This window comes from Kitasatospora sp. Root107 (genome assembly GCF_001424875.1).
GTDB lineage: Bacteria > Actinomycetota > Actinomycetes > Streptomycetales > Streptomycetaceae > Kitasatospora.
Window position 1 is genome coordinate 225,560 of sequence record NZ_LMCT01000034.1, and the last position, 20,022, is coordinate 245,581.

Sequence of the window (20,022 nt, forward strand, 5' to 3'; positions counted from 1 at the left end):
TCCTGGGGAGGGGCGGCTGCTGAACTCAGCTGTCGGATCCAGCGAACACTCCGCCCGGGGCGGTCCCGATGACCTTGGGCCGTCCGTGGCGTGCCGTCACCTGCGGCATGGCTATCGGTTGGTGTGCTTTGATCCGGATATGGGGGATTCGCTCACCGAAGGGAGCCCTGGATGGGGCCGGCCGAACTGCTCGTCCTGACGTTCCCGCACGAGACCATCACCGTCGAGGCGGTCAAGGCCCTGGCCCGGCTGCGGATCGAGGGCCACGTCCGGGTGATCGACTCACTGGTCGTCACCCGGCACGCCGACGGCGAGGCCACCTACGGCGAACTCGCCGACTTCGAGCACCTCCAGGGCGTGGTGCCGGACGGCCTCGACGAGCTGGCGCTGATCGGCCCCGAGGACGCCCAGGAGGCCGCCGAACTCCTGGAGCCCGGCAACGTGGCACTGCTGGTGCTGATCGAGCACCTCTGGGCCGAGGCCACCGCCGAAGCCCTGCGCGCGGTCGGCGGCCGGATCGCCACCGGCGTGCGGATCCCGCCGGAGCACATCGAAGAGGCCGTGCGAGCCGCCGAGGCCCGCGTCGCGGCCGGAAAGTAGAGGAGGACGTCGTGTTCCGACCCATGCGCCCGATCAGGCCGATCCGCGCCGTGCGCCCGACGGGAGCCCCGCTGATCCGGGGACTGGTGGTCGGCGGTGCCGCGTACGCGGCGGGCAGGAGCGTCGCCCGCTCGTCCCGCAACGAGCAGGACCAGAACGCCGCCATCGCCGACCTGCAGGCCCAGCAGGCCGCTCCGCCGCCCGCGTACCAGCTGCCCGCGCTGCCCGATCTGGCCTCCAAACTCACCGAGTTGGGGCAGATGGTCCAGCAGGGGCTGCTCACAGCGGAGGAGTTCGCCATCGCCAAGGCCCGGCTGCTCGCCTAAGACCCGGCCAGCCGTCGGGGCTCAGCCGAGGCCGCCGAGCTTGAGGGCGAGCTGGTCCGCGGCGGTGGTGTCGCCGAGCTCGGCGAAGATGTCGCGGGCCTCCCGCCAGGCCTCCCCGGCGGCGGCGGGGTCGCCCGCGGCGTGTGCGGTGTCGCCGAGGTGGGTGAGCAGCGAGGCCTCGTTGAACCGGTCGCCGAACTCGCGGTAGATGTCGCGGGCCTGTTCGTAGCAGCGGATGGCCTCCGGGTGCCGGCCGACGTTGTGGTGCACGAAACCCAGGGTGTCCAGGGTGGCGCTCTCGCCGCTGCGGTCGCCGATCTCCCGCTGCCGGGCGAGGGCGCGCTCGCAGCAGCCGACCGCCGCCTCGTACCCGCCGAGCTGGGTGTGGCACCAGCCCATGTTGTTGAGCGCCCTGGCCTCGCCGACCCGGTTGTCCGCGGCCTGGTACTTCGTCAGCGCCAGGGTCGCCTGCTCCAGTGCCCGGTGGAAGTCCTGCCGCCGTTCGAACACCAGGGTCAGGGTGTTGTGGCAGTGGGCCTGACCGAGCGGGTCGCCGAGCTCCTCGAGCAGCACGACCGCCCGGTGCAGCTGACGTTCGGCCTCCGCGTAGCGGCCCATCCTGGCGTTGGCCCGGCCCAGTTCACGGTGCGCCGCCGCGCGGCCGGACCGGTCGCCCAGCCGGCCCGCCGCGTCCAGCGCGGCGCGCTGGGTGGTCGCCCAGTCCTGCCAGTGGCCGCGCTGTTCGAGGTAGGTCGACATGCTCCGGGCCAGCAGCCCCACGTAGGCGTCGTCGGCCGCGTCGACCGCGGTCAGCAGGGTCTGGTGCTCGGAGGCGAACCACGCCAGCGCGCCCTCGCGGTCGGCGAAGCCCGCGGGTGGCACCAGGGAGGTGGGCGCGGGGAGCTCGATCGGGTCGCGATGGTCCAGCATCGCGCCGGCGGCGTGCGCGGTGTGCAGGTAGTAGTCGACCAGCCGCTGCCGGGCGTGGACCTGCTCCACGGGCGGGACGTCGTCGTGGGCGAGCTCGGTGGCGTACGCCCGGAGCAGGTCGTGCATGCCGTACCGGTCGGGGCCGATCGGGTGCACCAGGTGGGCGCGGGTGAGCATGGTCAGGGCCGCGCGGGTGTCCGCCGGGCTGCGCCCGGCGAGGGCGGCGGAGGCGCTCAGCGAGATGTGCGGACCGAGCTGAAGGCCCAGTAAGCGAAAGACCCGCGCCGCCGTCGCGGGCAGGTGCTGGTACGACCAGGAGAAGACCGCGCTGATCGGATGGCCGACCGAGTCCAGCATGCTCAACCGCCTTCGCCGGTCGGCCAGTTCGGACACCAGGTACGGCAGCGGGGTGGTGCGCAGGGTGGCGGCGAGTTCGGCGGCCACCCGGAGTGCCAGGGGTAAGCCGACGCACTGGGCGGCCAGCGATTCGCTGACCGCCGGTTCGCAGTCGACGCGCTCGCCGATCAGCCTGCGCAGCAGGTCCAGCGAGTCGCTCATCGGGAGCAGGTCCAGGCCGAGCCGTCGGGCACCGTGCCGGGCGACCAGCTCGCCCAGACTGTCGCGGCTGGTCACCACGACCGCGCAGGACGCGGTGCCGGGCAGTAACGGCCTGACCTGGTCCACCGATGATGCGTTGTCGAGCAGGATGAGGATCCGGCGCCCGCTGACCTCGGTCCGGTACCGGGTCACCCGGTCGGCGGGCTCGACCGGGATCTCCTGGGCGGGCAGGCCGAGTGCCGACAGCAGCCTGGACAGTGCGTCCTCGCCGGAGAGCGGCTGCTGCGGGTCGTAGCCCCGTAGGTCGACATAGAGCTGCCCGTCCGGGAACCGGGCCCGGGCCAGGTGCGACCAGTGCAGTGCGAGCGCCGTCTTGCCGACCCCGGCCGTCCCCGACACCACCGCGATCGGCACCGCGTTGCCGCCCGCCTCGACCAACACCTGGTCCAGGTCGGCGAGTTCGCGCTGCCGGCCGACGAAGTCGGTCACATCGCCGGGCAGGGCCGCGGGCACCAGCCGGCGCGGTGCGCCCGGGGCGTGGCGGCGGGTGTCCTCGGCCAGCAGTGAGTGGTAGACGGAGACCAGCTCCGGGCCCGGGCTGATGCCCAGTTCGTCGCTGAGCCGTCGCCGGACCTCGTGGTAGGTGCTGACGGCCGCCGCCCGTCGGCCTGCGGCCCGGTAGCCCCGGAGCAGCCGGGCCAGCGCCGCCTCGTCCAACGGGCGTGCGTGCGCCGCCTGTTCGAAGAGCACGACCGCCTCGTCGGCCGCTCCGGCGGCCAACAGGGTCTCCCCCTTGGCGGCCAGCGCCGCGTACCGCTCCTCGATCAGTGCGAGGGCCGCCGGATGGGCCGCCAGCGCCGGGACGTCGGACAGCGGCGCGGCCGCCCGCCACAGGGCCAGCGCGGCGTCGAACAGGGCGAGCGCCGTTGCGTGGTCGCCCGACTGCCGTGCCGCCGCGGCCTGGTCGACCCTCGTGCGGAACGAGCGGACGTCGATGTCGCAGCCCTGGGCGCGGAGGCGGTAGCCGTCGCCGGCCGAGGGCAGCAGCTGGCTCGGGGTACGGGGCGGCCGTTCGGGTTCGAGCAGCTTCCGCAGGTGCTTGACGTGGGTCTGGATGACGTTGACGGCGCTGTGCGGCGGGTCGTGCTGCCAGAGCGCGTCGATCAGCTCCGCTCTGGACACCGGCCGGCCCGAGGCCAGCGCGAGCAGACCGAGCACGGCCCGCCTGCCCGCGGTCGGGATGTCGATCGGGGCCCCGTCCCGTAACACCCGCACCGGGCCGAGCAGCTGGATCTGCACGCGTGGCTCCTTTGCCGTTTCGCGCCGAATTTCGCCCGACTGGACGGCTGCTGATGTTCCGTCCAGTCGCCGTCCAGTGACTGTTCGTAGGTTATCGAAGGTCCAATCGAAGGGGGAACGTTATATGGGCGGCGTTGACGCATGTCCGGAGCCGAGAGACCGGATGCGGCTGGTGGGCGCCTCGTGACGCTGCGGCTGCATGCCAACGAACACCCGCAGGGCCCCTCGGCGGCCGTCGCCGAGGCCCTGCACGCGCTGGTGCCCGAGCTGCACCGGTATCCGGTGCCGTCGAGCGCGGTGGAGACCGCGATCGCGGAGCTGTACGACGTCCCGCTGAACCGGGTGCTGGTCGGCGCGGGCAGTGCCGAGATCATCGGCCTGGCCTGGCGGGCCTTCACCTCGCCTACCCGGGCCGCGTTCTTCCACGAGCCCGAGTTCGAGCTCTATCCGCTGCTCGGCACCCAGTGCGGCACGCCGACGCTCAGCCGGCCGTGGCCGCCGGACGGCGACGTGACAGGGCAGTTGGCAGAGCAGTTGGCGGAGGCGTCCGTCGGTCTGGTGGCGCTGTCCAACCCGCACAATCCGACGGGTGCCTACCGGCCCCGGCAGACCGTCGCGGACCTGGCGGGCAGCCTGCCGGAGACCACCGTGGTGCTCAATGACGAGGCGTACCACGACTATGCCGAGCCGGCCGAGGACGAGCTCTCGCTCTCCGCGCTGTCCGAACTGCCCAACGTGCTGACCACCAGGACGTTCTCGAAGATCCACGGGCTGGCCGGCCTGCGGATCGGCTACGGCATCGGCAGTGCCCGGCTGATCGGTGCGCTCCGGTCGCTGCAGATGCCGTTCAGCGTGAGCGCCGCCGCCGCGGCCGCCGCACTGGCCGCGCTGGCCGACCCGGCGGTGCCGGGGGAGCGGCGCGAGCGCAACCGGCTGAACCGGGCGGCTCTGGCGGGCGCGCTGGCCCGGCGGGGCTTCGAGGTGACACCGAGTCAGGCCAACTTCCTGTTCGTCCGGCCGCCGCACGACCGGTCCTGCTGGGCCACCGATCTGCTCGACCGCGGTGTCCGGGTCCAACCGGCCGGTACCGGCCTGCGGGTGACCGTGGGCTCCGAGACCGATATCGCCGCTCTCATCACGGCAGTTGACGACGTCCTGGCCGTCGGCCGGACGCGAAACCTGGGGGAACAATGACCAGCCTTGTGATCGACGACGTCTACAACAACACGCTGACGGCGTACGCGATATCGGCCGCCTGGGAGCTCGGCCTGCTGGAGCGGCTGGACAGCTCGGAGCAGCCGGTGGACCTGGCCGGCTTCGCCCGGGAGCAGGACCTGCACGCACCCTCGGTGGAGGCGATCGCCCGTGGGCTGGCGATCGCCGGGATCGTGGTGCTCAGCTCCGAGCACCGATTCGCCACGCCGGGACCGCTGTTCGCCGACACCTGGGCGAAGAAGGGCTTCTTCTACTGGCTGACCAGGGGCTGCGGCGAGCTGTTCCGGAGCATGCCGGAGCTGGTCAGGAACCCCAGCCGGACCGGGGACTTCGTGGTGCGCGACTACAAGGCGATCGGTCTGGCCGCGCGGGACGCGGGCTTCTCCTACGTGGACCCGACCTTCTACAAGATCATCTCCGACCGCGGTCTCAGGTACGGCGCCGACCTCGGCTGCGGCAGTGGCGAGCGACTGATCAAACTCGCCGGGCGCGACCCGGAGTTCCGTGGGATCGGGGTGGACTTCGCGCCGGGCGCGGTGGCGCTGGCCACCGATTCGGTCGCGAAGGCCGGCCTCGAGCAGCGCATTTCGGTGGTGCGCGGTGACGCGACCAGGATGGCGTACCAGCCGGAGTTCGGCGAGGTCGACTTCGTGTGCTGCTTCATGATGGGACACGACCTCTGGCCGCGCGAGGAGTGCCTGGCCAGCCTGAAGCTGATCGGTGAGGCGTTCCCGGCGGCGACCGACCTGATCATCTGCGACACCTACCGCTCCGATCTGCCGACCACCGAGCAACACCCGGTCTTCACCCTGGGCTTCGAGACCGCCCACGCCGTGATGGGCCAGATGATCCCCTCGCTGGACGAGTGGAACGGGGTGCTGGCGGAGGCGGGCTGGCAGCGGGCGGACGTCGTCGACTTCGACCTGCCGCCGTACACCGCGCTGATGCACCTCACCCGTGAGCGGCCGGGCGCATGACCGACCGGACCACTCAGGGCAGGCACATCCTCGTACTCAACCGCTTCAACGCGGAGGTGGGCTGCCACTACACCGACTACGTCGACCACACCGCCGACCGGGTCGCCTACCTCACCTCGGCGGTCGGGCGCAGCGGCGTCGACGCCGAACTGGCCGAGACCGTGGCCGTGGTGGACGACCTGGCGGACTGGGCGGCGGTGTCGGAGCTGGCCCTCGGCATCGTCCGGCAGTACGGCCCGCTGGACCACGTCGTCGCGCTGTTCGAGCGTGACCTGGAGGTCGCGGCCGCCCTGCGCGAGCTGTTGGGGGTGGCGGGCCCGGGGCCGGCCGAGGTCGAGCGGGTCCGCGACAAGGTGACGATGAAACAGCTCGTCGCCGCCGCGGGCCTGCGGGTGCCACGGTTCGTCGTCGCCGACGCACCCGAGGAGGTCCGCCGGTTCACCGGGGAATCCGGGTTCCCGGTGGTGCTCAAACCCCGGGACGGCTCGGGCAGTCAGGGCATCTACCTGGTCAACTCTCTTGCCTCGCTGGAGGTGACGCTCGCTTCGCCGCTGGAGAACTACGTCTGCGAGGAGTTCGTCAGCGGGACGATGTACCAGGTCGACGGCGTCGTGCAGGACGGCACCGTGCGGGTGCTGCGGGCCTTCCGCCTGCTGAACACCTGTCTGGACTACGCCCTGGGCGACCCGTTCGGCTCGGTGGCCGGGGACGACCCGGTGCTGGAGCAGCGGCTGGTCGGCTACGCGGAGCGGGTGCTGGCCGCCCTCGGGGTGCGCAGCAGCGTGTTCCACCTGGAGGTGTTCGCGGTCGACCCGGCCGGTCCCGGCGAGTATGAGGGGCTGGTGTTCCTCGAGGTGGCCGCGCGGGCGGGCGGGGCGGAACTGCCGCACCTCTGGCGCGAGGTGTACGGGCTCGACCTGCTCGAGGTCGCCACCCGGCTGTCGCTGGGGGAGTCCCCGGTGCTGCCCGAGCTCGATCCCACCGGCCCGGCCGGTGGCTACCTGCTGATGCCGGAGCCGCCGGTCAGGCCGTGCCGGGTGCTGTCGACGCCCCCCCGGCGGGGCCAAGGAGACCGGCGGGCGCTACCGGTTCCGGGCGTCCAGCGGGGCCGAGATCGAACGCGCGATCAGGCAGGTGCTGGAGGAGTACGAGCTGACCTGGGAGCCGGTCGCCGAGCCCGCCGCGGCGGTCTTCCGGGTGAAGGGACGCGCACAGTCCCTGGCCCGTCCGTGAGCGTGCCGCCCGCGGCGCCGCGCTTCGGCGAGGTCTTCGCCATCGGCGAGTTCCGGATGCTGTGGCTGGCGCAGCTCACCGCGGTCGGCGGCAACCAGCTGGCCAGGGTGGCGCTGGCGCTGCTGGTGTTCGCCCGGAGCGCGTCGGCGGGTCTGGCGGCGCTGACCTACGCCCTGACCCTGCTGCCCGAGCTGGTGGGCGGTCCGCTGCTGTCCTGGCTGGCGGACCGCTACCCACGGCGCGGGCTGATGGTGGTCTGCGACCTGGCCCGGGCCGGCCTGGTCGCCGCGATGGCCGTGCCCGGCACCTCACTGTGGCTGCTGTGCGGGTTGCTGATCCTCGTTCAGCTGGTGCAGTCGCCGCACCTGGCGGCCCGCTCGGCGCTGCTGCCGACCGTGGTGCCCGGCGAGCGTTACCTGGCCGCCGCCGCGGTGGTCAACGTGACGGCCCAGCTCGGCCAGCTGGCCGGGTTCGCGGCGGGCGGCGTCGCGGTCGCGGCGCTCGGCACCTCGCAGGCGCTGCTGATCAACGCGGGCACCTTCGTGCTGTCGGCGCTGCTCACCTGGTCCGGCCTCGCGCGGCGGCCGAGGCCGAGCGGGCCCGCGCCGGGCAGCAGCAGACGGAGCGCGATCACCGGCGGGGCCGCCCTGGTCCGGGCCGACCCCAGGCTGGGCCTGCTGGTGGCCTTCGGGTGCCTCTCGGGTTTCTACGCGTGCAAGGAGGGCCTGGCGGCGCCGTACGCCGAAGCCCTCGGGCACGGCCCGACCGGGGTCGGTCTGCTGCTCGCGGCGAGCCCGGCCGGTGCCGTGATCGGCGTGTTCGTCCTCACCCGCCTGGTGAGCCCGGAGCGCGGTCTGCGGCTGCTCGGCCCGTTGGCGGTGGCCGCCAGCGGGGTGCTGGTGTTCACCGCGCTGTCCCCGGGGATTGCCGTCACCTGTGTGCTGTGGGGGGTGTCCGGGCTCTTCTCGGCCTTCCAGGTCCCCGCGAACGCCGCCTACAGCAGCTCGGTGCCGGACGCCCTGCGCGGCCAGGCGTTCGGGCTGGCCTCCACCGCCGTCCGGGTGGCCCAGGGGGTCGGCATCTCGCTGGCCGGGTTCGCCGCCGACCTGGTCCCGGCGCCGGTCGTGATCGCGGCGTTCGGGGTCACGGGCGCGGCGGTCTCCACCGTGGTCGCGCTCCGGTGGTCCAGGCTCCCGCAGCGCGCCTTGGAGGCACCGAAGGAGCTGGTGCCCACCGGCAAGTCACTCACCGTCAGAACCCAGGAAGCCGAATCCGAGGAAGTCGAATGACCACCACGCCCGTTCTGACCCCCGTCGAGCCACCGGGACAGCAGCTGCACGGCACCCTGCGCCCACGTCACCTCACCATGCTGGCCATGGGCGGGGTGATCGGGTCCGGTCTGTTCGTCGGCTCCGGCGCGGGCATCGCGCTGGCCGGGCCCGGCATCGTGCTGTCGTTCGTGGCCGCCGGCGTGCTCACCATGCTGGTGATGCGGATGATGGCCGAGATGGCCGCCGCGTTCCCGTCCAGCGGTTCGTTCTCCGAGCACGCGGAGCTGGCCTTCGGCCCGTGGGCCGGCTTCACCATCGGCTGGCTGTACTGGGTGACCATCGTGGTGGTGCTCGCCGTCGAGTCCACGGCGGCCGCCGTGATCGTGCACGGCTGGCTGCCCGGGGTCCCGCAGTGGCTGCTGATGCTGCTCTTCATGACGGTCTTCACCGGCGTCAACCTCACCGCGGTCGGCAACTTCGGCGAGTTCGAGTTCTGGTTCGCCCTGATCAAGGTCGCGGCGATCGTCGGCTTCCTGGTGCTGGGCCTGCTGGCGATCCTCGGCGTGCTGCCTGGGAAGAACGCCGGGGCGCTGACCGGCGATCTGCTGCCGCACGGCTGGGGCGGCGTGGTTGCGGGCTTCGTGGCGGCCGTGCCCGCGTTCGGTGGTCTGGAGGTGGTGACCATCGCTGCCGCCGAGTCCGACAACCCGGTCCAGGCCGCGGGCCGGGCGGTCCGGAGCGCGGTGTGGCGGATCTCGGTCTTCTACATCGGGTCGATGATCGTCCTGGTGAGCCTGCTGCCGTGGCACGACTCACGCCTCGGCGCCAGCCCGTTCGTGGCGGTCCTCGAGGAGATCGGGGTGCCGGGCGCGGCGCAGATCATGAACGTGGTGGTGGTGCTCGCGCTGCTCTCGGCCCTGAACGCCGGTACCTATGCCGCTGCCCGGATGGCCTTCTCGCTGGCCCGGCGCGGCCAGGCCCCGGCGGCCCTGACCAGAATCAGCCGAACCGGCGTCCCCTACCCGGCAGTTCTCGCCTCCACCGCGTTCGGCTTCGGGGGAGTGGTGCTGAACCTGCTCTGGCCGCAGACGATCTTCCTGCACCTGCTGAACGCGGTCGGCACGGTGCTCCTGCTGGTCTGGCTGCTGGTGGCCTGCTCACAACTCCGGCTCCGCAGCCGCCTGCCGGAGGGGACGCCGGTCAGGATGTGGGGGCATCCCTACCTGAGCTGGCTCACCCTGGCCGTCATCGTCGCGCTGCTGGGGCGGATGTCCGTCGACCACGGCACCCGGGTCCAGCTGGTCAGCTCGGCGGTGCTCGCACTGGTGGTGCTGACCGCCGCCCTGATCCGCCACCGCCGAGCCTGAGGAGAGAGCACGATGGATCGCATGTCGTTGACCCGGGAGTACCTGGCCCGGGTGGCCGAAAGTGGCGCCAAGGCAGCGGAGTTGACGGGTGATCAGCAGGGCTCCGTACTGCTCGACACCTTCTACCGGGGCAGGTACCTGTCGCGTCCGCTCTTTCTCGGCGAAGCCGAGCGGGTCCGGCTGCATGCCGACCTGGAGAACCTGCGGACGGCGCTGGCCGGCCTGCCCGACCAGCTGTTCGGCGGCGACTTCGCGGCGTTCGCCCGCGCGGTGGGGCTGACCGAGGTGCAGGTCTCCGCCGTCCTGCGGGGCCGGGGCCCCTCGGTCTCCCGGCAGACCCGGGCCGACCTGTACGTGGACGAGAGCGGGTTCAAGCTGCTGGAGCTCAACATCGGCAGCGCGGTCGGCGGCATGGACAACGCCGACATGTGCCGCGAGCTGCTCCGGCACCCGGTGCTCGCCGAGTTCGCCGGGAGCCACGGCCTCGGCTTCGTGGACTCGCTGCGCGAGCAGGTGGACAACGTCCTCGCGGAGGGCGGTTTCCGGCCGGGCGACCGCCCGGTGGTCGCGTTGACGGACTCGCCGGACGGCTACCGGAAGATGCTGCCGTACATGGAGGAACTCTGCGCGCGCTGGCGGGAGTTGGGCCTGGACGCGCACCCCTGCCACCTCGGGCAGCTGTCGGCGCGGGACGGCCGGGTGTGGCTGGGCGAGCGGCCGGTGGACGTGATCTTCCGGGTGTTCCTGATCGGGGACCTGGTGAAGTTCCCGGAGGTGCCGGCGTTGATGGATCCGGTCCTGGACGCCGCAGAGCGCGGCGAGGTCAGGATCTTCACGCCCTTGGACTCCGCCGCGTACGCCAGCAAGGGCGCGCTCGCGCTGCTCTCGGACGAGCGCAACCGTGGTCTGTTCGGCGCCGAGGTGCTGGCCAGCCTGGACCGGATCCTGCCGTGGACCCGGATGGTCCGCCCGGGGCCGGTCACGCTGGAGAGCGGGGAACGCGTCGACCTGGTCGACCACGCCCTGGCGCACCAGCGGCAGTTGGTGCTCAAGCCGACCTCGCTGGCCGGTGGCGACGGGGTGCTGCTCGGCTGGGCGGACGGCCTCGGGGCGGAGCAGTGGCGCGAGCAGATCCTGGCCGCGCTGGACGGCCCGTTCATCCTCCAGCGCCGGGTCAGCCCGATCCCGGAGCTGTATCCCGACGAGAACGGCGAGCTGCAGCCGTGGACGGCCCTGTGGGGAGTGTTCACCGGAGCCGCCGGCCACGGCGGCGCCTACATCCGGGCCACCCCGGCCGTCGGGGGCGAGGGCGTGGTGAACGTGGCGACCGGGGCACACGCCGGGGCCGTGCTGCAGGAGCGGGCCGGTCACTGAGGACTGGGGCCGGGGTGCCTGCCACACCCCGGCCCCCGGTTCCTAGAAGAAGCCGAGCGCCTGCGGGGAGTAGCTGACCAGCAGGTTCTTGGTCTGCTGGTAGTGCTCCAGCAGCATCTTGTGGGTCTCCCGCCCGATGCCGGAGTTCTTGTAGCCGCCGAAGGCGGCATGGGCCGGGTACAGGTGGAAGCAGTTGGTCCAGACCCGCCCCGCCTGGATCTCCCGTCCGGCCCGGTAGGCGGTGGAGCCGTCCCGGCTCCAGACGCCCGCGCCGAGCCCGTACGCGGTGTCGTTGGCGATCGCGATCCCGTCGGCGAAGTCCTCGAAGCGGGTGACGGCGAGGACCGGGCCGAAGATCTCCTCCTGGAAGATCCGCATCCGGTTGTCGCCCTCGAAGACGGTCGGCGTGACGTAGTAGCCGTCCGTCAGGTCTCCGCCCAGGTCGGCCCGTTCGCCGCCGGTGAGCAGCTTGGCGCCCTCGGCCTGGCCGATGTCGAGGTAGGAGAGGATCTTGGTGAGCTGGTCGGCGCTGGCCTGGGCGCCGATCTGGGTCTCGGTGTCGAGCGGGTTGCCCTGCCGCATCGCCGCGACCCGGGCCAGGCCGTCACCGAGGAACCGGTCGTAGATGCTCGACTGGATCAGCGCGCGGCTCGGGCAGGTGCAGACCTCGCCCTGGTTCAGCGCGAACAGCGCGAAGCCCTCCAGCGCCTTGTCGTAGAAGGCGTCCTGATCGGCCGCCACATCGGCGAAGAACAGGTTCGGGCTCTTGCCGCCGAGCTCCAGCGAGACCGGGATCAGGTTGGCGGAGGCGTACTGCATGATCAGGCGTCCGGTCGAGGTCTCGCCGGTGAAGGCGATCTTGCGGACCCGGGCCGAGGAGGCCAGCGGCTTGCCCGCCTCCTCACCGAAACCGGTGACCACGTTGACCACCCCGGCGGGCAGCAGGTCGGCTATCAGCTCCATCAGCAGCAGCACCGAGACCGGCGTCTGCTCGGCGGGCTTGAGCACCACCGCGTTGCCCGCGGCCAGTGCGGGTGCCAGCTTCCAGACCGCCATCAGCAGTGGGAAGTTCCACGGGATGATCTGGCCGACCACGCCGAGCGGCTCGTGGAAGTGGTAGGCGACGGTGTCCTCGTCGAGCTGCGAGAGCCCGCCCTCCTGGGCGCGCAACGCCCCGGCGAAGTACCGGAGATGGTCGACCGCGAGCGGCAGGTCGGCGGCCAGTGTCTCGCGGACCGGCTTTCCGTTGTCCCAACTCTCGGCCACCGCCAGGGATTCGAGGTTGGCCTCGATCCGGTCGGCGACCCGGAGCAGGACCAGTGCTCGGTCGGCGGGTGAGGTGCGGCCCCAGGCCGGGGCGGCGGCGTGGGCGGCGTCCAGTGCCGCCTCGATGTCCTCGGCGGTGCCCCGGGCGACCTCGCAGAAGCTCCGGCCGGTGACGGGGGTGGGGTTGTCGAAGTACTCACCCCGGAGCGGGGGCGCCCACTGCCCGCCGATCCAGTGCTCGAAGCGGGAGCGGATGTCGACGATGCTGCCGGGCTGGCCGGGAGGCTGGTAGACCGTCATGAACGGTGGTACTCCTCGCTGTTGGAAGGCGTACCCCGGGCCGGAGGTGGCGGCCCGTGGGTGGGAACCGACACGTGCGAGGGTCACTGCTCGAACACTCGGAGTAGTGACCCGTGCGGAACCCTAGCCCGGTGGCGGCCCGGCCGCCACGGTGCCTTCCGGGCCGGCTCAACCGGCCAGGTAGCGACCGGTTCCGGCCTCCCAGCGGAGGTAGCCGGCGGTCCAGGCGGCCAGCCCGTCGGCGTACTTGTGCGCGGAGTGGCGTTCGGCCGGTGTCAGACCCAGTAGGCTGTAGATCTCGGGGAGTTGGTCGATCAGCTCGGCGAATCGGTCCACCATGAGCTGGGCCTCGGCCATCACCACCGAGGCGGCTTCGTCGGCGGGGCAGCCGCGTTCACGCTGGACGATCATCACCAGGTTGGCGACATCGCCTCGGGCCAGTTCCTGGGCGTAGGAGCGGACATCGTTGGAGAGCGAGGGTATGTCGGCGGCCAGTTGCCGCAGTTGGCGGAGCACGGGGTGGTGCAGCACCGCCTGCGGGACCTCGAACCGGCCCAGGCGTTCGACCATGTCGAAGATGGTCTCCATGGCAGCCGTCCCCCGACGAAGCATCAGGTAGCCCTCGCGGTCCGGGAGACGGCTGGATATCCGTCCGGCCGCCTCGGCGGGATGGCAGGCGAAGTACCACTCCCAGTTGTACGCCGCCCTGGCCCGCCAGCGGGCGGACATCCCCTGCAGGCTGCGCCGCCAGAGGTCGGCGAAGGCGCGTTCGGTGGGAGTGCTGCCGAGCGGCCGGGTGCTGTGGATGATGGCGGTGAGACGTTCACAGATCACCGCCACCCGTTCCGGCTCCCGGCCGAGGGCGTCGTCGAACTGGTCGTCGAAGAGGAAGTAGAAGCCCATCAGGTCGGCCGCCAGGTCGAGGTCCTCGGCAGAGCTCTCCGGGTAGGTGAGCGCGGCGAGCTCGGGCACCTCCCAGCCGGCATATGCCAATTCGCCGGTGGAGGCGGCGAGTTCGCGGTGGCGGTGCAGCCATTCCTGGTGGTGCTGTGTGGCGTGGGGCTGGTGCGGGTTTCGACGGTGGGGGAACGGAAGCTCGAGTGAGCATTCGTCGGACATGGGACTCCCGGCGCTCGGTTCTGTGCGTGCTCTTGGCGCTCTCCACGGCTCTGGTAGGTAGCCTTTCGCGCCGTGTACGTGCTGAAGATCATGCGGCGCCCCGTTCGGGGCGAAGAGTATCTGATCTGATCATCAGACGTTAGGGGTACCAAAGGATTTGCCCCGGGCATCGGCACCGAACCCTGAACGGGCACTCCAGCCTGCGCGAACGCGCGCCACGGGGGCGGCCACGGTACTAGTCTCGCAACAGGTCCATTGGGACGGGTGCGAAGCGGAGGCTGGGGCAGTGGTCGATCATCAGGGCGGGGCCAGGGGCGGTCACCTGCGCGAGCGGGACGAGGAGTTGCGGACCGCGGAGCAGGCGCTGGACCGGCTCTGCCAGGACTTCGAGGCCGGCGGCACCGAGATCGGTGAACTCCTCGTCTACGCCTCGCCCGCCGGTCTCGGCAAGACGGCGGTGATGGACCACGTCCGACGGCTGGCCAAGCTCAGGAAGACCTGCACGGTGCTCTCCGGCCGAGGCGGCGAGCGGCAGATCAAGGAGCCGTTCCACGTCCTCAAGCAGCTGCTGCTGCCGGTGCTCGGCGACCTCACCGAGGCCGAGCGGATCGAGGTCTTCGGCGGCTGGTACGGCATCGTCGGCCCGGCCATCGGTCTGGTCCCGCCGTCCGGCGAGGTGGAGCAGCTCGACCCGCAGGGCGTCCGGGACGGCCTGGACTACGTGCTCACCCAACTGGCGCCGCGCCGCGCGCCGTTGGTGATGATGGTGGACGACCTGCACTGGGCCGACCAGGAGTCGCTGACCTGGCTGGCCTCGTTCGCGGTCCGGTCCAGGCACCTGCCGGTGCTGCTGGTCTTCGCGCACCGCAACGAGTTCGAGGAGGAGGGCCGCAGCCTCCAGCAGCAGATCGAGAGCCAGGCCACCCGCCGGCACGTGCTCCGCCCGCTGAACCCGGCCTCGGTCACCGAACTGGTCAGGACCGAACTCGGCCCGGAGGCAGAGGACCTGTTCTGCCGTCAGGTCTGGGCGGTCACCCGGGGCAACCCGTACGACGTGGCCGTGCTGCTGCGCGAGGTCCGGGAGCAGCAGCTGGAGCCGTTCGAGGAGAACGTCCAGCAGCTGCACGACCTGGCGGCCGCCGCCAAGGGCATGACGATGGACTACTGGCTGGAGAAGCTCGGCCCCCGGGTGATCCGGTTCGCCTGGGCCTGCGCCCTGCTCGGTACCGACATCAAGCAGAACCTGGCGGCCGTGATCTGCGCGCAGAGCCCGGCCGAGGCGGAGGAGTCGGTCCGTCAGCTGCGCCGTCACCACGTGCTCACCACCGGGCCGAACGGGCGGCTCGACTTCGTCCACCCGGTGATCGGCACCTCGATCTACCAGACCATGCCGCCCAACACCCGCACCGGGATGCACGGCATCGCGGCCACCGCGATCGAGAACTCCGGCGGCTCGCTGCTGGACGCCTCCCGCCACCTGCTGGAGACCCACCCCGAGGGCGACGACCTGATGGTCCACAAGCTCCGCCAGGCCGCCACCGAGCACCTGGCGATCGGCGCCCCGGAGGCGGCGCTGCGCTGTCTGCAGCGCGCCCTGTACGAGCCGCCGGACGAGGACGTCCGGGCCGAGGTGCTGTACGAGGCGGGCAGCGCCGCGCTGCTCACCGACCCGCTGGCCACCGTCCACCAGCTCAAGCAGGCCCTCGCGCTGGAGCCCGGTCTCAGCCCGGAGAAGCGGGTGGACGCCACCTTCCGGCTGTCCGAGGTGCTGGCGCACTCCGGCGAGCTGATCGAGGCAGCGGAGGTCTGCCGGATCGAGGCCGAGCGGACGGCGCCCGGCACCGACCGGCTGCGGCTGGAGGCGCTGCACTTCATGTGGATCGCCTGGCAGCGCGACGAGGCGGACGGCCCGGAGCGGTCCCGCCGGCTGGCCGAGCTGGGCGGCCGGATCAGCGGCCAGCGGACACCCGAGCGGGCCGTCTACACCCTGCGGGCCTGGGATCTGACGCTCCGTGGGGAGCCTGCGGGCCGGGCACTCGGCTTCGTCGAGCAGGCCACCGACGCGGGCCGGCTGCCCGAGGGCCTGGGCTGGCGGAACACCACCTGGGGCTTCGAGCTGCCCGCCATCATCGGCCTGACGTACACCTACACCGACCAGCTGAACAGCGCGGAGAAGCTGTTCGCCGAGGCGATCACCGAGTTCGAGGTGGCCGGCTGGAGCGGTGCGCACCGGGGCTTCTCGTACTTCCTGATGGGCCTGGTCCGGTTCCGGCGCGGGTTGCTCGCGGAGGCCGAGGACTTCCTCCGCCGGGGTCTGCGGCTCTCCGAGCGGATCGCCCCCGACCTGCCGCTGCAGTGGGACGTGGTCGGCGTGCTGTGCGACACCCTGCTGGCCCGGGGCCGGGTGGGCGAGGCGTGGGAGCTGGCGCAGAAGTACCGCTTCGCGCCGCCCTACCACCCGACCGCGATGGTGCTGCCGGACGCGCCCACGCTCTACGGCAAGCTGCTGCTGGCCAAGGGCGACCGGGCCGGCGCGATCGAGGTGTTCCGCTCGGTCGGCGCCCAGCTGGACAAGCGCGGCTGGTTCAACCCGGTCTGGGCACCGTGGGCCGGTCAGCTGGCCCTCGCGCTGGCATCCGACCGTCCTGAGGAGGCGCGCGAGATGGCGGCCCAGGCGGTGGAGCGGGCGGAGAAGTTCGGCACCGCCTCGGCGCGCGGTACGGCGCTGCGGATCCAGGCGGCCGTCTCGGACGGCCAGGTCGCGGTGGCCCTGCTGGAGGAGTCGGTCAACCTGCTCACCCAGTCCCCGGTCAGCTACGAACTCGCCTGCTCGCTGGTCGACCTGGGCAGTGCGCTGGCCCGGACCGGGCGGCTGACCGAGGCGGCCGAGTACTTCTACCAGGGCATCGAGCTGGCCCAGAACTGCGGCGCCGAAAGCCTGGTCGCCCAGGCCAGGCGTGAGCTGGCCAGGACGGGGCTGCGGCCGAACCGGCTGCGCACCCTCAGCAAGGAGTCGCTCAGTCAGCACGAGCGCAAGGTGGCCGAGTTGGCCGCCAAAGGCGTTCCTCCGCAGCGGATCGCCGACCAGCTCAACGTCCAGCTGAGCCTGGTGCACCGGCGGCTGGCCGCCGTCCACCGCAAGATCGGCACCGGCCCCGAGGGCCTGGCCGAGGCACTCGGCCTGCCCCGGCCGGAGCCGGAGGACACCGACTGACCGGACTCGGCCGACTATGCCGTCGCTCCGGCTCGGAGCGGGGCCCAGGGCATAGGGTCTGGTTGACAGTTCGCGGCGGATCAGGAGGAACGGTTGATGGCGGCTCAGCAGACCGAAGTGCGGCGGGAGCCCTTCGACTCGTCCGGTGCGGGTGCGGCGATCGAGCGCTGGACGCTGGGCAGCGACCGGGTCGAGGCCACCGTGCTGAGCCTGGGTGCCACCCTGCACGGTCTGACCGCCCCGGACCGGGCCGGCCGCCCGGCCCAGATCCTGCTCGGCACCGAGGAGTTGACGGGCGTTCTTGGCCCGGCCCGGCACTACGGCGCCACCGTCGGCCGGTACGCCAACCGGATCGCCGACAGCCGGATCACCATCGACGGCGAGGAGCACCCGCTCGCCCCGACCGGCAACGGCGTCACCCTGCACGGCGGCCCGGACGGCTTCGCCCACCGGGTCTGGGCCGCCGCCGAGATCCCGGGCGGTGTCCGGCTCCAGCTGCACAGCCCGGACGGCGACCAGGGCTTCCCCGGCGCGCTCGACGTCACCGTCGAGTACACCCTGGACGGCGCCGAGCTGACCATCGCCTACCGGGCCGTCACCAGCCGCCCCACCGTGGTCAACCTGACCAACCACGCCTACTTCAACCTCGCGGGCGAGGGCAGCGGCGACGTGCTCGGCCACCTGCTCACCGTGGACGCCGACGTGTACACGCCGGTGGACGCCCGGCAGATCCCGTTCGGCCCGTACGAGCCGGTGGCGGGCACACCGTTCGACTTCTGCACCGCCCGCCCGGTCGGCAAGGCGATCGGGGACGACCACCCGCAGCTGACGGCGGCGGGCGGCTACGACCACAACTGGGTGCTCCGCGAGCGCAGCACGGACGGTACGCCGACCCGGGCCGCCTTCCTGGAGGACCCGGAGAGCGGCCGCACCCTGGAGCTGCTCACCACCGAGCCCGGGTTGCAGGTCTACACGGCCAACGGCTTCCACGGCGCGGTGCGCGGCCCGAGCGGTGTCCCGTACGGGAAGTACGCCGGGATCGCGCTGGAGACCCAGCACCACCCCGACTCGCCGCACCACCCCGAATACCCGAGCACCGTGCTGCGGCCCGGCGAGGAGTTCCGGTCCGTCACCGTGCTGCGGCTGGGCGTCGGCTGATCCCGGTATCGCCGTATATTGACGGTATGGACGGCGTCGGGGCAGCAGCAGCGGGGGACGCCGGTGTGCACCGCGCGCTGGCCGCCCCGGCCCGCCGGGCGCTGCTGGCCGTGCTGACCTCGGCGGCCGAGCCGCTGGAGGCCCAGCATCTCGCCGACGCGCTGGGCCTGCACCCGACCACCATCCGGCACCATCTGACCGCCCTGGTGCAGGCCGGTCTGGTGACCGTCGCCCGGCAGCCCGTCACCGGCCGGGGGCGGCCGAAGCTGCGTTACGCCGCCGCCCCCGCCCACGAACAGCTGGACGCCTACCGGGAGTTGGTCGAGGTGCTGGCGCACGGCTACGGCCGGCTGGGCGCCGTCCAGGCCGGCCGGGACTGGGGCGCCGAGCTGCCGCCGGACGACGCCCCGCTCATCGAGCGGGTCCGGGCCGCCGCCGAGCGCTGGGGCTTCCGGCCCGAGCCGGGCCCGGACGGCGAGCTGCTGCTCAGGGACTGCCCGTTCCTGCGGACCGCCGAGCGGCACCCGGAGGTGATCTGCGCCGTCCACCAGGGCCTGCTGGACGCCCTGGCGGACGGTCAGGACACCGTCCGGCTGCACCCGTTCAGCGCGCCGGGGGTGTGCAGCATCACCATCGGGCCTTCGGGCGCCTAGCGCTCAGTGCTCAGCGGCTCGCGAGCCAGAGGTCGGGGCCGAACACCTCGTAGTGGATCGCCTCGGCCGGGATGCCCCGGTCGAGCAGCTGGGCCCGGGCCGCCCGCATGAAGGGGAGCGGGCCGCAGAGGTAGGCCCGGACATCCCGGGGAAGCTCGACGGCCGTGAGGTCGACCAGGCCGTCGCGGTCCTCGTACCAGTGGTGCAGCGCGGCTCCCGGCAGTTCGCCGGTCAGGGCGGTCAGCTCGGCGGCGTGGGCGTGGTCGGCCGCCGAGCGGTCGCCGTGCACCGCGGTGACCCGGCGCTCGGAGCCGGTGCGCACCAGGTGGTCGAGCATGCCGATCATCGGGGTGCAGCCGATCCCGGCGGAGGCGAGCAGCAGCGGCGCCTCGCTCTCGTCCAGGACCAGGTCGCCGAAGGGGTGCGAGACCTCGATCGGGTCGCCTTCGTGCACGGTGGTGTGCAGCTGGGTGGAGACCTCGCCGTCGCGCTTCACGGTGATCCGCCACTCGTCCCGGTCGGGGGCGGCGGAGAGGCTGTACTGACGGATCTGCCGGGCCCCGTCGGGGAGTTGGACCGCGACGCTGACGTACTGGCCGGGGCGGAACGCGCCGACCGGCTCGCCGTCGGTGCGGCGCAGGGTGAAGGAGACCGCGCCGGCGGTCTCCTGGCGACGGCCGGTGACGGTCATCGACTGCCAGACGTCGCCCGGCTCCAGACCGGCCTCCTGGTACAACTTGGCTTCCAGCGCGATGAGTTCACCGGCCATCAGCCAGTAGACCTCGTCCCAGGCGGCGGCCACCTCGGGGGTCACGGCCGCACCGAGCACCTCGACGATGGCGGCGAACAGGTGGGTGTGGACCACCTGGTACTGGGCCTCGGTGACGCCGAGCGAGGCATGCTTGTGGGCGATCCGGGCCAGCATCGCGCCAGGGCGCACCTCGGGGTGCTCGACCAGCATGGTCGCGTAGGCGGCGAACGAGCCAGCCAGCGCCCGGGGTTGGTCGCCGGCGGCCTGGTTGCCCCGGTTGAAGAGGTCGCGCTCCAGCTCGGGGTGGGCGGCGAACAGCTTGGCGTAGAACAGCGGGGTGATCTCCCCGATGGCTCCGCCGACGGCGGGCAGGGTGGCGCGGACGGTCTCGGTCGACTGCGGGGAGAGCAC

The 20,022-nt window shown here is 72.3% G+C and carries 14 protein-coding genes; 10 read left to right on the forward strand and 4 right to left on the reverse strand.

Features of this window, described 5'->3' with window-relative positions:
* Positions 1 to 171 precede the first annotated feature (171 nt).
* Both ASC99_RS26475 and ASC99_RS26480 read left to right on the forward strand, forming a co-directional pair.
* On the forward strand, positions 172 to 600 hold the full coding sequence (locus tag ASC99_RS26475) for a DUF6325 family protein (RefSeq protein WP_057236577.1): 429 nt from the start codon (positions 172 to 174) through the stop codon (positions 598 to 600).
* An 11-nt stretch (positions 601 to 611) separates the two neighbouring features.
* On the forward strand, positions 612 to 926 hold the full coding sequence (locus ASC99_RS26480; protein ID WP_200948428.1) for an SHOCT domain-containing protein: 315 nt from the start codon (positions 612 to 614) through the stop codon (positions 924 to 926).
* Between the two features lie 21 nt (positions 927 to 947).
* On the opposite strand, the gene ASC99_RS26485 is transcribed toward ASC99_RS26480, so the two are convergent.
* The gene (locus ASC99_RS26485) at positions 948 to 3,713 is read right to left on the reverse strand and encodes a BTAD domain-containing putative transcriptional regulator (RefSeq protein ID WP_057236581.1); all 2,766 of its coding nucleotides are present in this window, start codon (positions 3,711 to 3,713) and stop codon (positions 948 to 950) included.
* A gap of 183 nt (positions 3,714 to 3,896) precedes the next feature.
* Between ASC99_RS26485 and ASC99_RS26490 the strand changes: the two genes are divergently transcribed.
* Genes ASC99_RS26490 through ASC99_RS26510 form a run of 5 tightly spaced genes read left to right on the forward strand, consistent with a single transcriptional unit; the run spans position 3,897 to position 11,150 of the window.
* Complete coding sequence (locus tag ASC99_RS26490; RefSeq protein ID WP_057236582.1) at positions 3,897 to 4,907, forward strand: histidinol-phosphate transaminase; 1,011 nt, start codon at positions 3,897 to 3,899, stop codon at positions 4,905 to 4,907.
* Positions 4,904 to 5,905 carry a class I SAM-dependent methyltransferase gene (locus ASC99_RS26495; RefSeq protein WP_057236584.1) on the forward strand — a complete coding sequence of 334 codons (1,002 nt, stop codon included), beginning with the start codon at positions 4,904 to 4,906 and terminating at the stop codon, positions 5,903 to 5,905. The genes ASC99_RS26490 and ASC99_RS26495 overlap by 4 nt, the downstream gene beginning before the upstream one ends.
* Positions 5,902 to 8,427 (forward strand): MFS transporter, encoded by a 2,526-nt coding sequence (locus tag ASC99_RS38925; RefSeq protein ID WP_057236586.1) that lies wholly within the window; start codon positions 5,902 to 5,904, stop codon positions 8,425 to 8,427. Before ASC99_RS26495 ends, ASC99_RS38925 begins: the two co-directional genes overlap by 4 nt.
* Positions 8,424 to 9,776 (forward strand): amino acid permease, encoded by a 1,353-nt coding sequence (locus ASC99_RS26505; protein ID WP_057236588.1) that lies wholly within the window; start codon positions 8,424 to 8,426, stop codon positions 9,774 to 9,776. The genes ASC99_RS38925 and ASC99_RS26505 overlap by 4 nt, the downstream gene beginning before the upstream one ends.
* A 21-nt stretch (positions 9,777 to 9,797) precedes the next feature.
* Positions 9,798 to 11,150 (forward strand): hypothetical protein, encoded by a 1,353-nt coding sequence (locus tag ASC99_RS26510; protein ID WP_235502428.1) that lies wholly within the window; start codon positions 9,798 to 9,800, stop codon positions 11,148 to 11,150.
* A gap of 42 nt (positions 11,151 to 11,192) precedes the next feature.
* On the opposite strand, the gene ASC99_RS26515 is transcribed toward ASC99_RS26510, so the two are convergent.
* Positions 11,193 to 12,716: an aldehyde dehydrogenase family protein gene (locus ASC99_RS26515; RefSeq protein WP_057236592.1), complete on the reverse strand. Its 1,524-nt coding sequence runs from the start codon at positions 12,714 to 12,716 to the stop codon at positions 11,193 to 11,195.
* Between the two features lie 168 nt (positions 12,717 to 12,884).
* Positions 12,885 to 13,835, reverse strand: a complete 951-nt coding sequence (locus tag ASC99_RS26520) for a hypothetical protein (protein WP_057236595.1) — start codon at positions 13,833 to 13,835, stop codon at positions 12,885 to 12,887.
* 286 nt (positions 13,836 to 14,121) lie between these two features.
* On the opposite strand from ASC99_RS26520, the gene ASC99_RS26525 reads away from it, so the two are divergent.
* The 3 genes from ASC99_RS26525 (at position 14,122) to ASC99_RS26535 (ending at position 18,860) form a co-directional block, all read left to right on the forward strand.
* Positions 14,122 to 17,049: an AAA family ATPase gene (locus ASC99_RS26525; protein WP_057236597.1), complete on the forward strand. Its 2,928-nt coding sequence runs from the start codon at positions 14,122 to 14,124 to the stop codon at positions 17,047 to 17,049.
* Positions 17,050 to 17,145: 96 nt separating this feature from the next.
* A complete protein-coding gene (locus ASC99_RS26530) occupies positions 17,146 to 18,207 on the forward strand; it encodes an aldose epimerase family protein (protein WP_057236599.1) in 1,062 nt (353 codons plus the stop codon).
* A 26-nt stretch (positions 18,208 to 18,233) separates the two neighbouring features.
* Complete coding sequence (locus ASC99_RS26535) at positions 18,234 to 18,860, forward strand: metalloregulator ArsR/SmtB family transcription factor (RefSeq protein ID WP_082598642.1); 627 nt, start codon at positions 18,234 to 18,236, stop codon at positions 18,858 to 18,860.
* A gap of 10 nt (positions 18,861 to 18,870) precedes the next feature.
* On the opposite strand, the gene ASC99_RS26540 is transcribed toward ASC99_RS26535, so the two are convergent.
* Complete coding sequence (locus ASC99_RS26540) at positions 18,871 to 20,022, reverse strand: globin domain-containing protein (RefSeq protein WP_057236603.1); 1,152 nt, start codon at positions 20,020 to 20,022, stop codon at positions 18,871 to 18,873.

Bases quoted from the DNA above. Each gene is read 5' to 3' on its own strand.
- ASC99_RS26475 (WP_057236577.1), top strand. From the start codon at position 172: ATGGGGCCGGCCGAACTGCTCGTCCTGACGTTCCCGCACGAGACCATC.
- ASC99_RS26495 (WP_057236584.1), top strand. From the start codon at position 4,904: ATGACCAGCCTTGTGATCGACGACGTCTACAACAACACGCTGACGGCG.
- ASC99_RS38925 (WP_057236586.1), top strand. From the start codon at position 5,902: ATGACCGACCGGACCACTCAGGGCAGGCACATCCTCGTACTCAACCGC.
- ASC99_RS26505 (WP_057236588.1), top strand. From the start codon at position 8,424: ATGACCACCACGCCCGTTCTGACCCCCGTCGAGCCACCGGGACAGCAG.
- ASC99_RS26510 (WP_235502428.1), top strand. From the start codon at position 9,798: ATGTCGTTGACCCGGGAGTACCTGGCCCGGGTGGCCGAAAGTGGCGCC.
- ASC99_RS26515 (WP_057236592.1), bottom strand. From the start codon at position 12,716: ATGACGGTCTACCAGCCTCCCGGCCAGCCCGGCAGCATCGTCGACATC.
- ASC99_RS26520 (WP_057236595.1), bottom strand. From the start codon at position 13,835: ATGTCCGACGAATGCTCACTCGAGCTTCCGTTCCCCCACCGTCGAAAC.
- ASC99_RS26530 (WP_057236599.1), top strand. From the start codon at position 17,146: ATGGCGGCTCAGCAGACCGAAGTGCGGCGGGAGCCCTTCGACTCGTCC.
- ASC99_RS26535 (WP_082598642.1), top strand. From the start codon at position 18,234: ATGGACGGCGTCGGGGCAGCAGCAGCGGGGGACGCCGGTGTGCACCGC.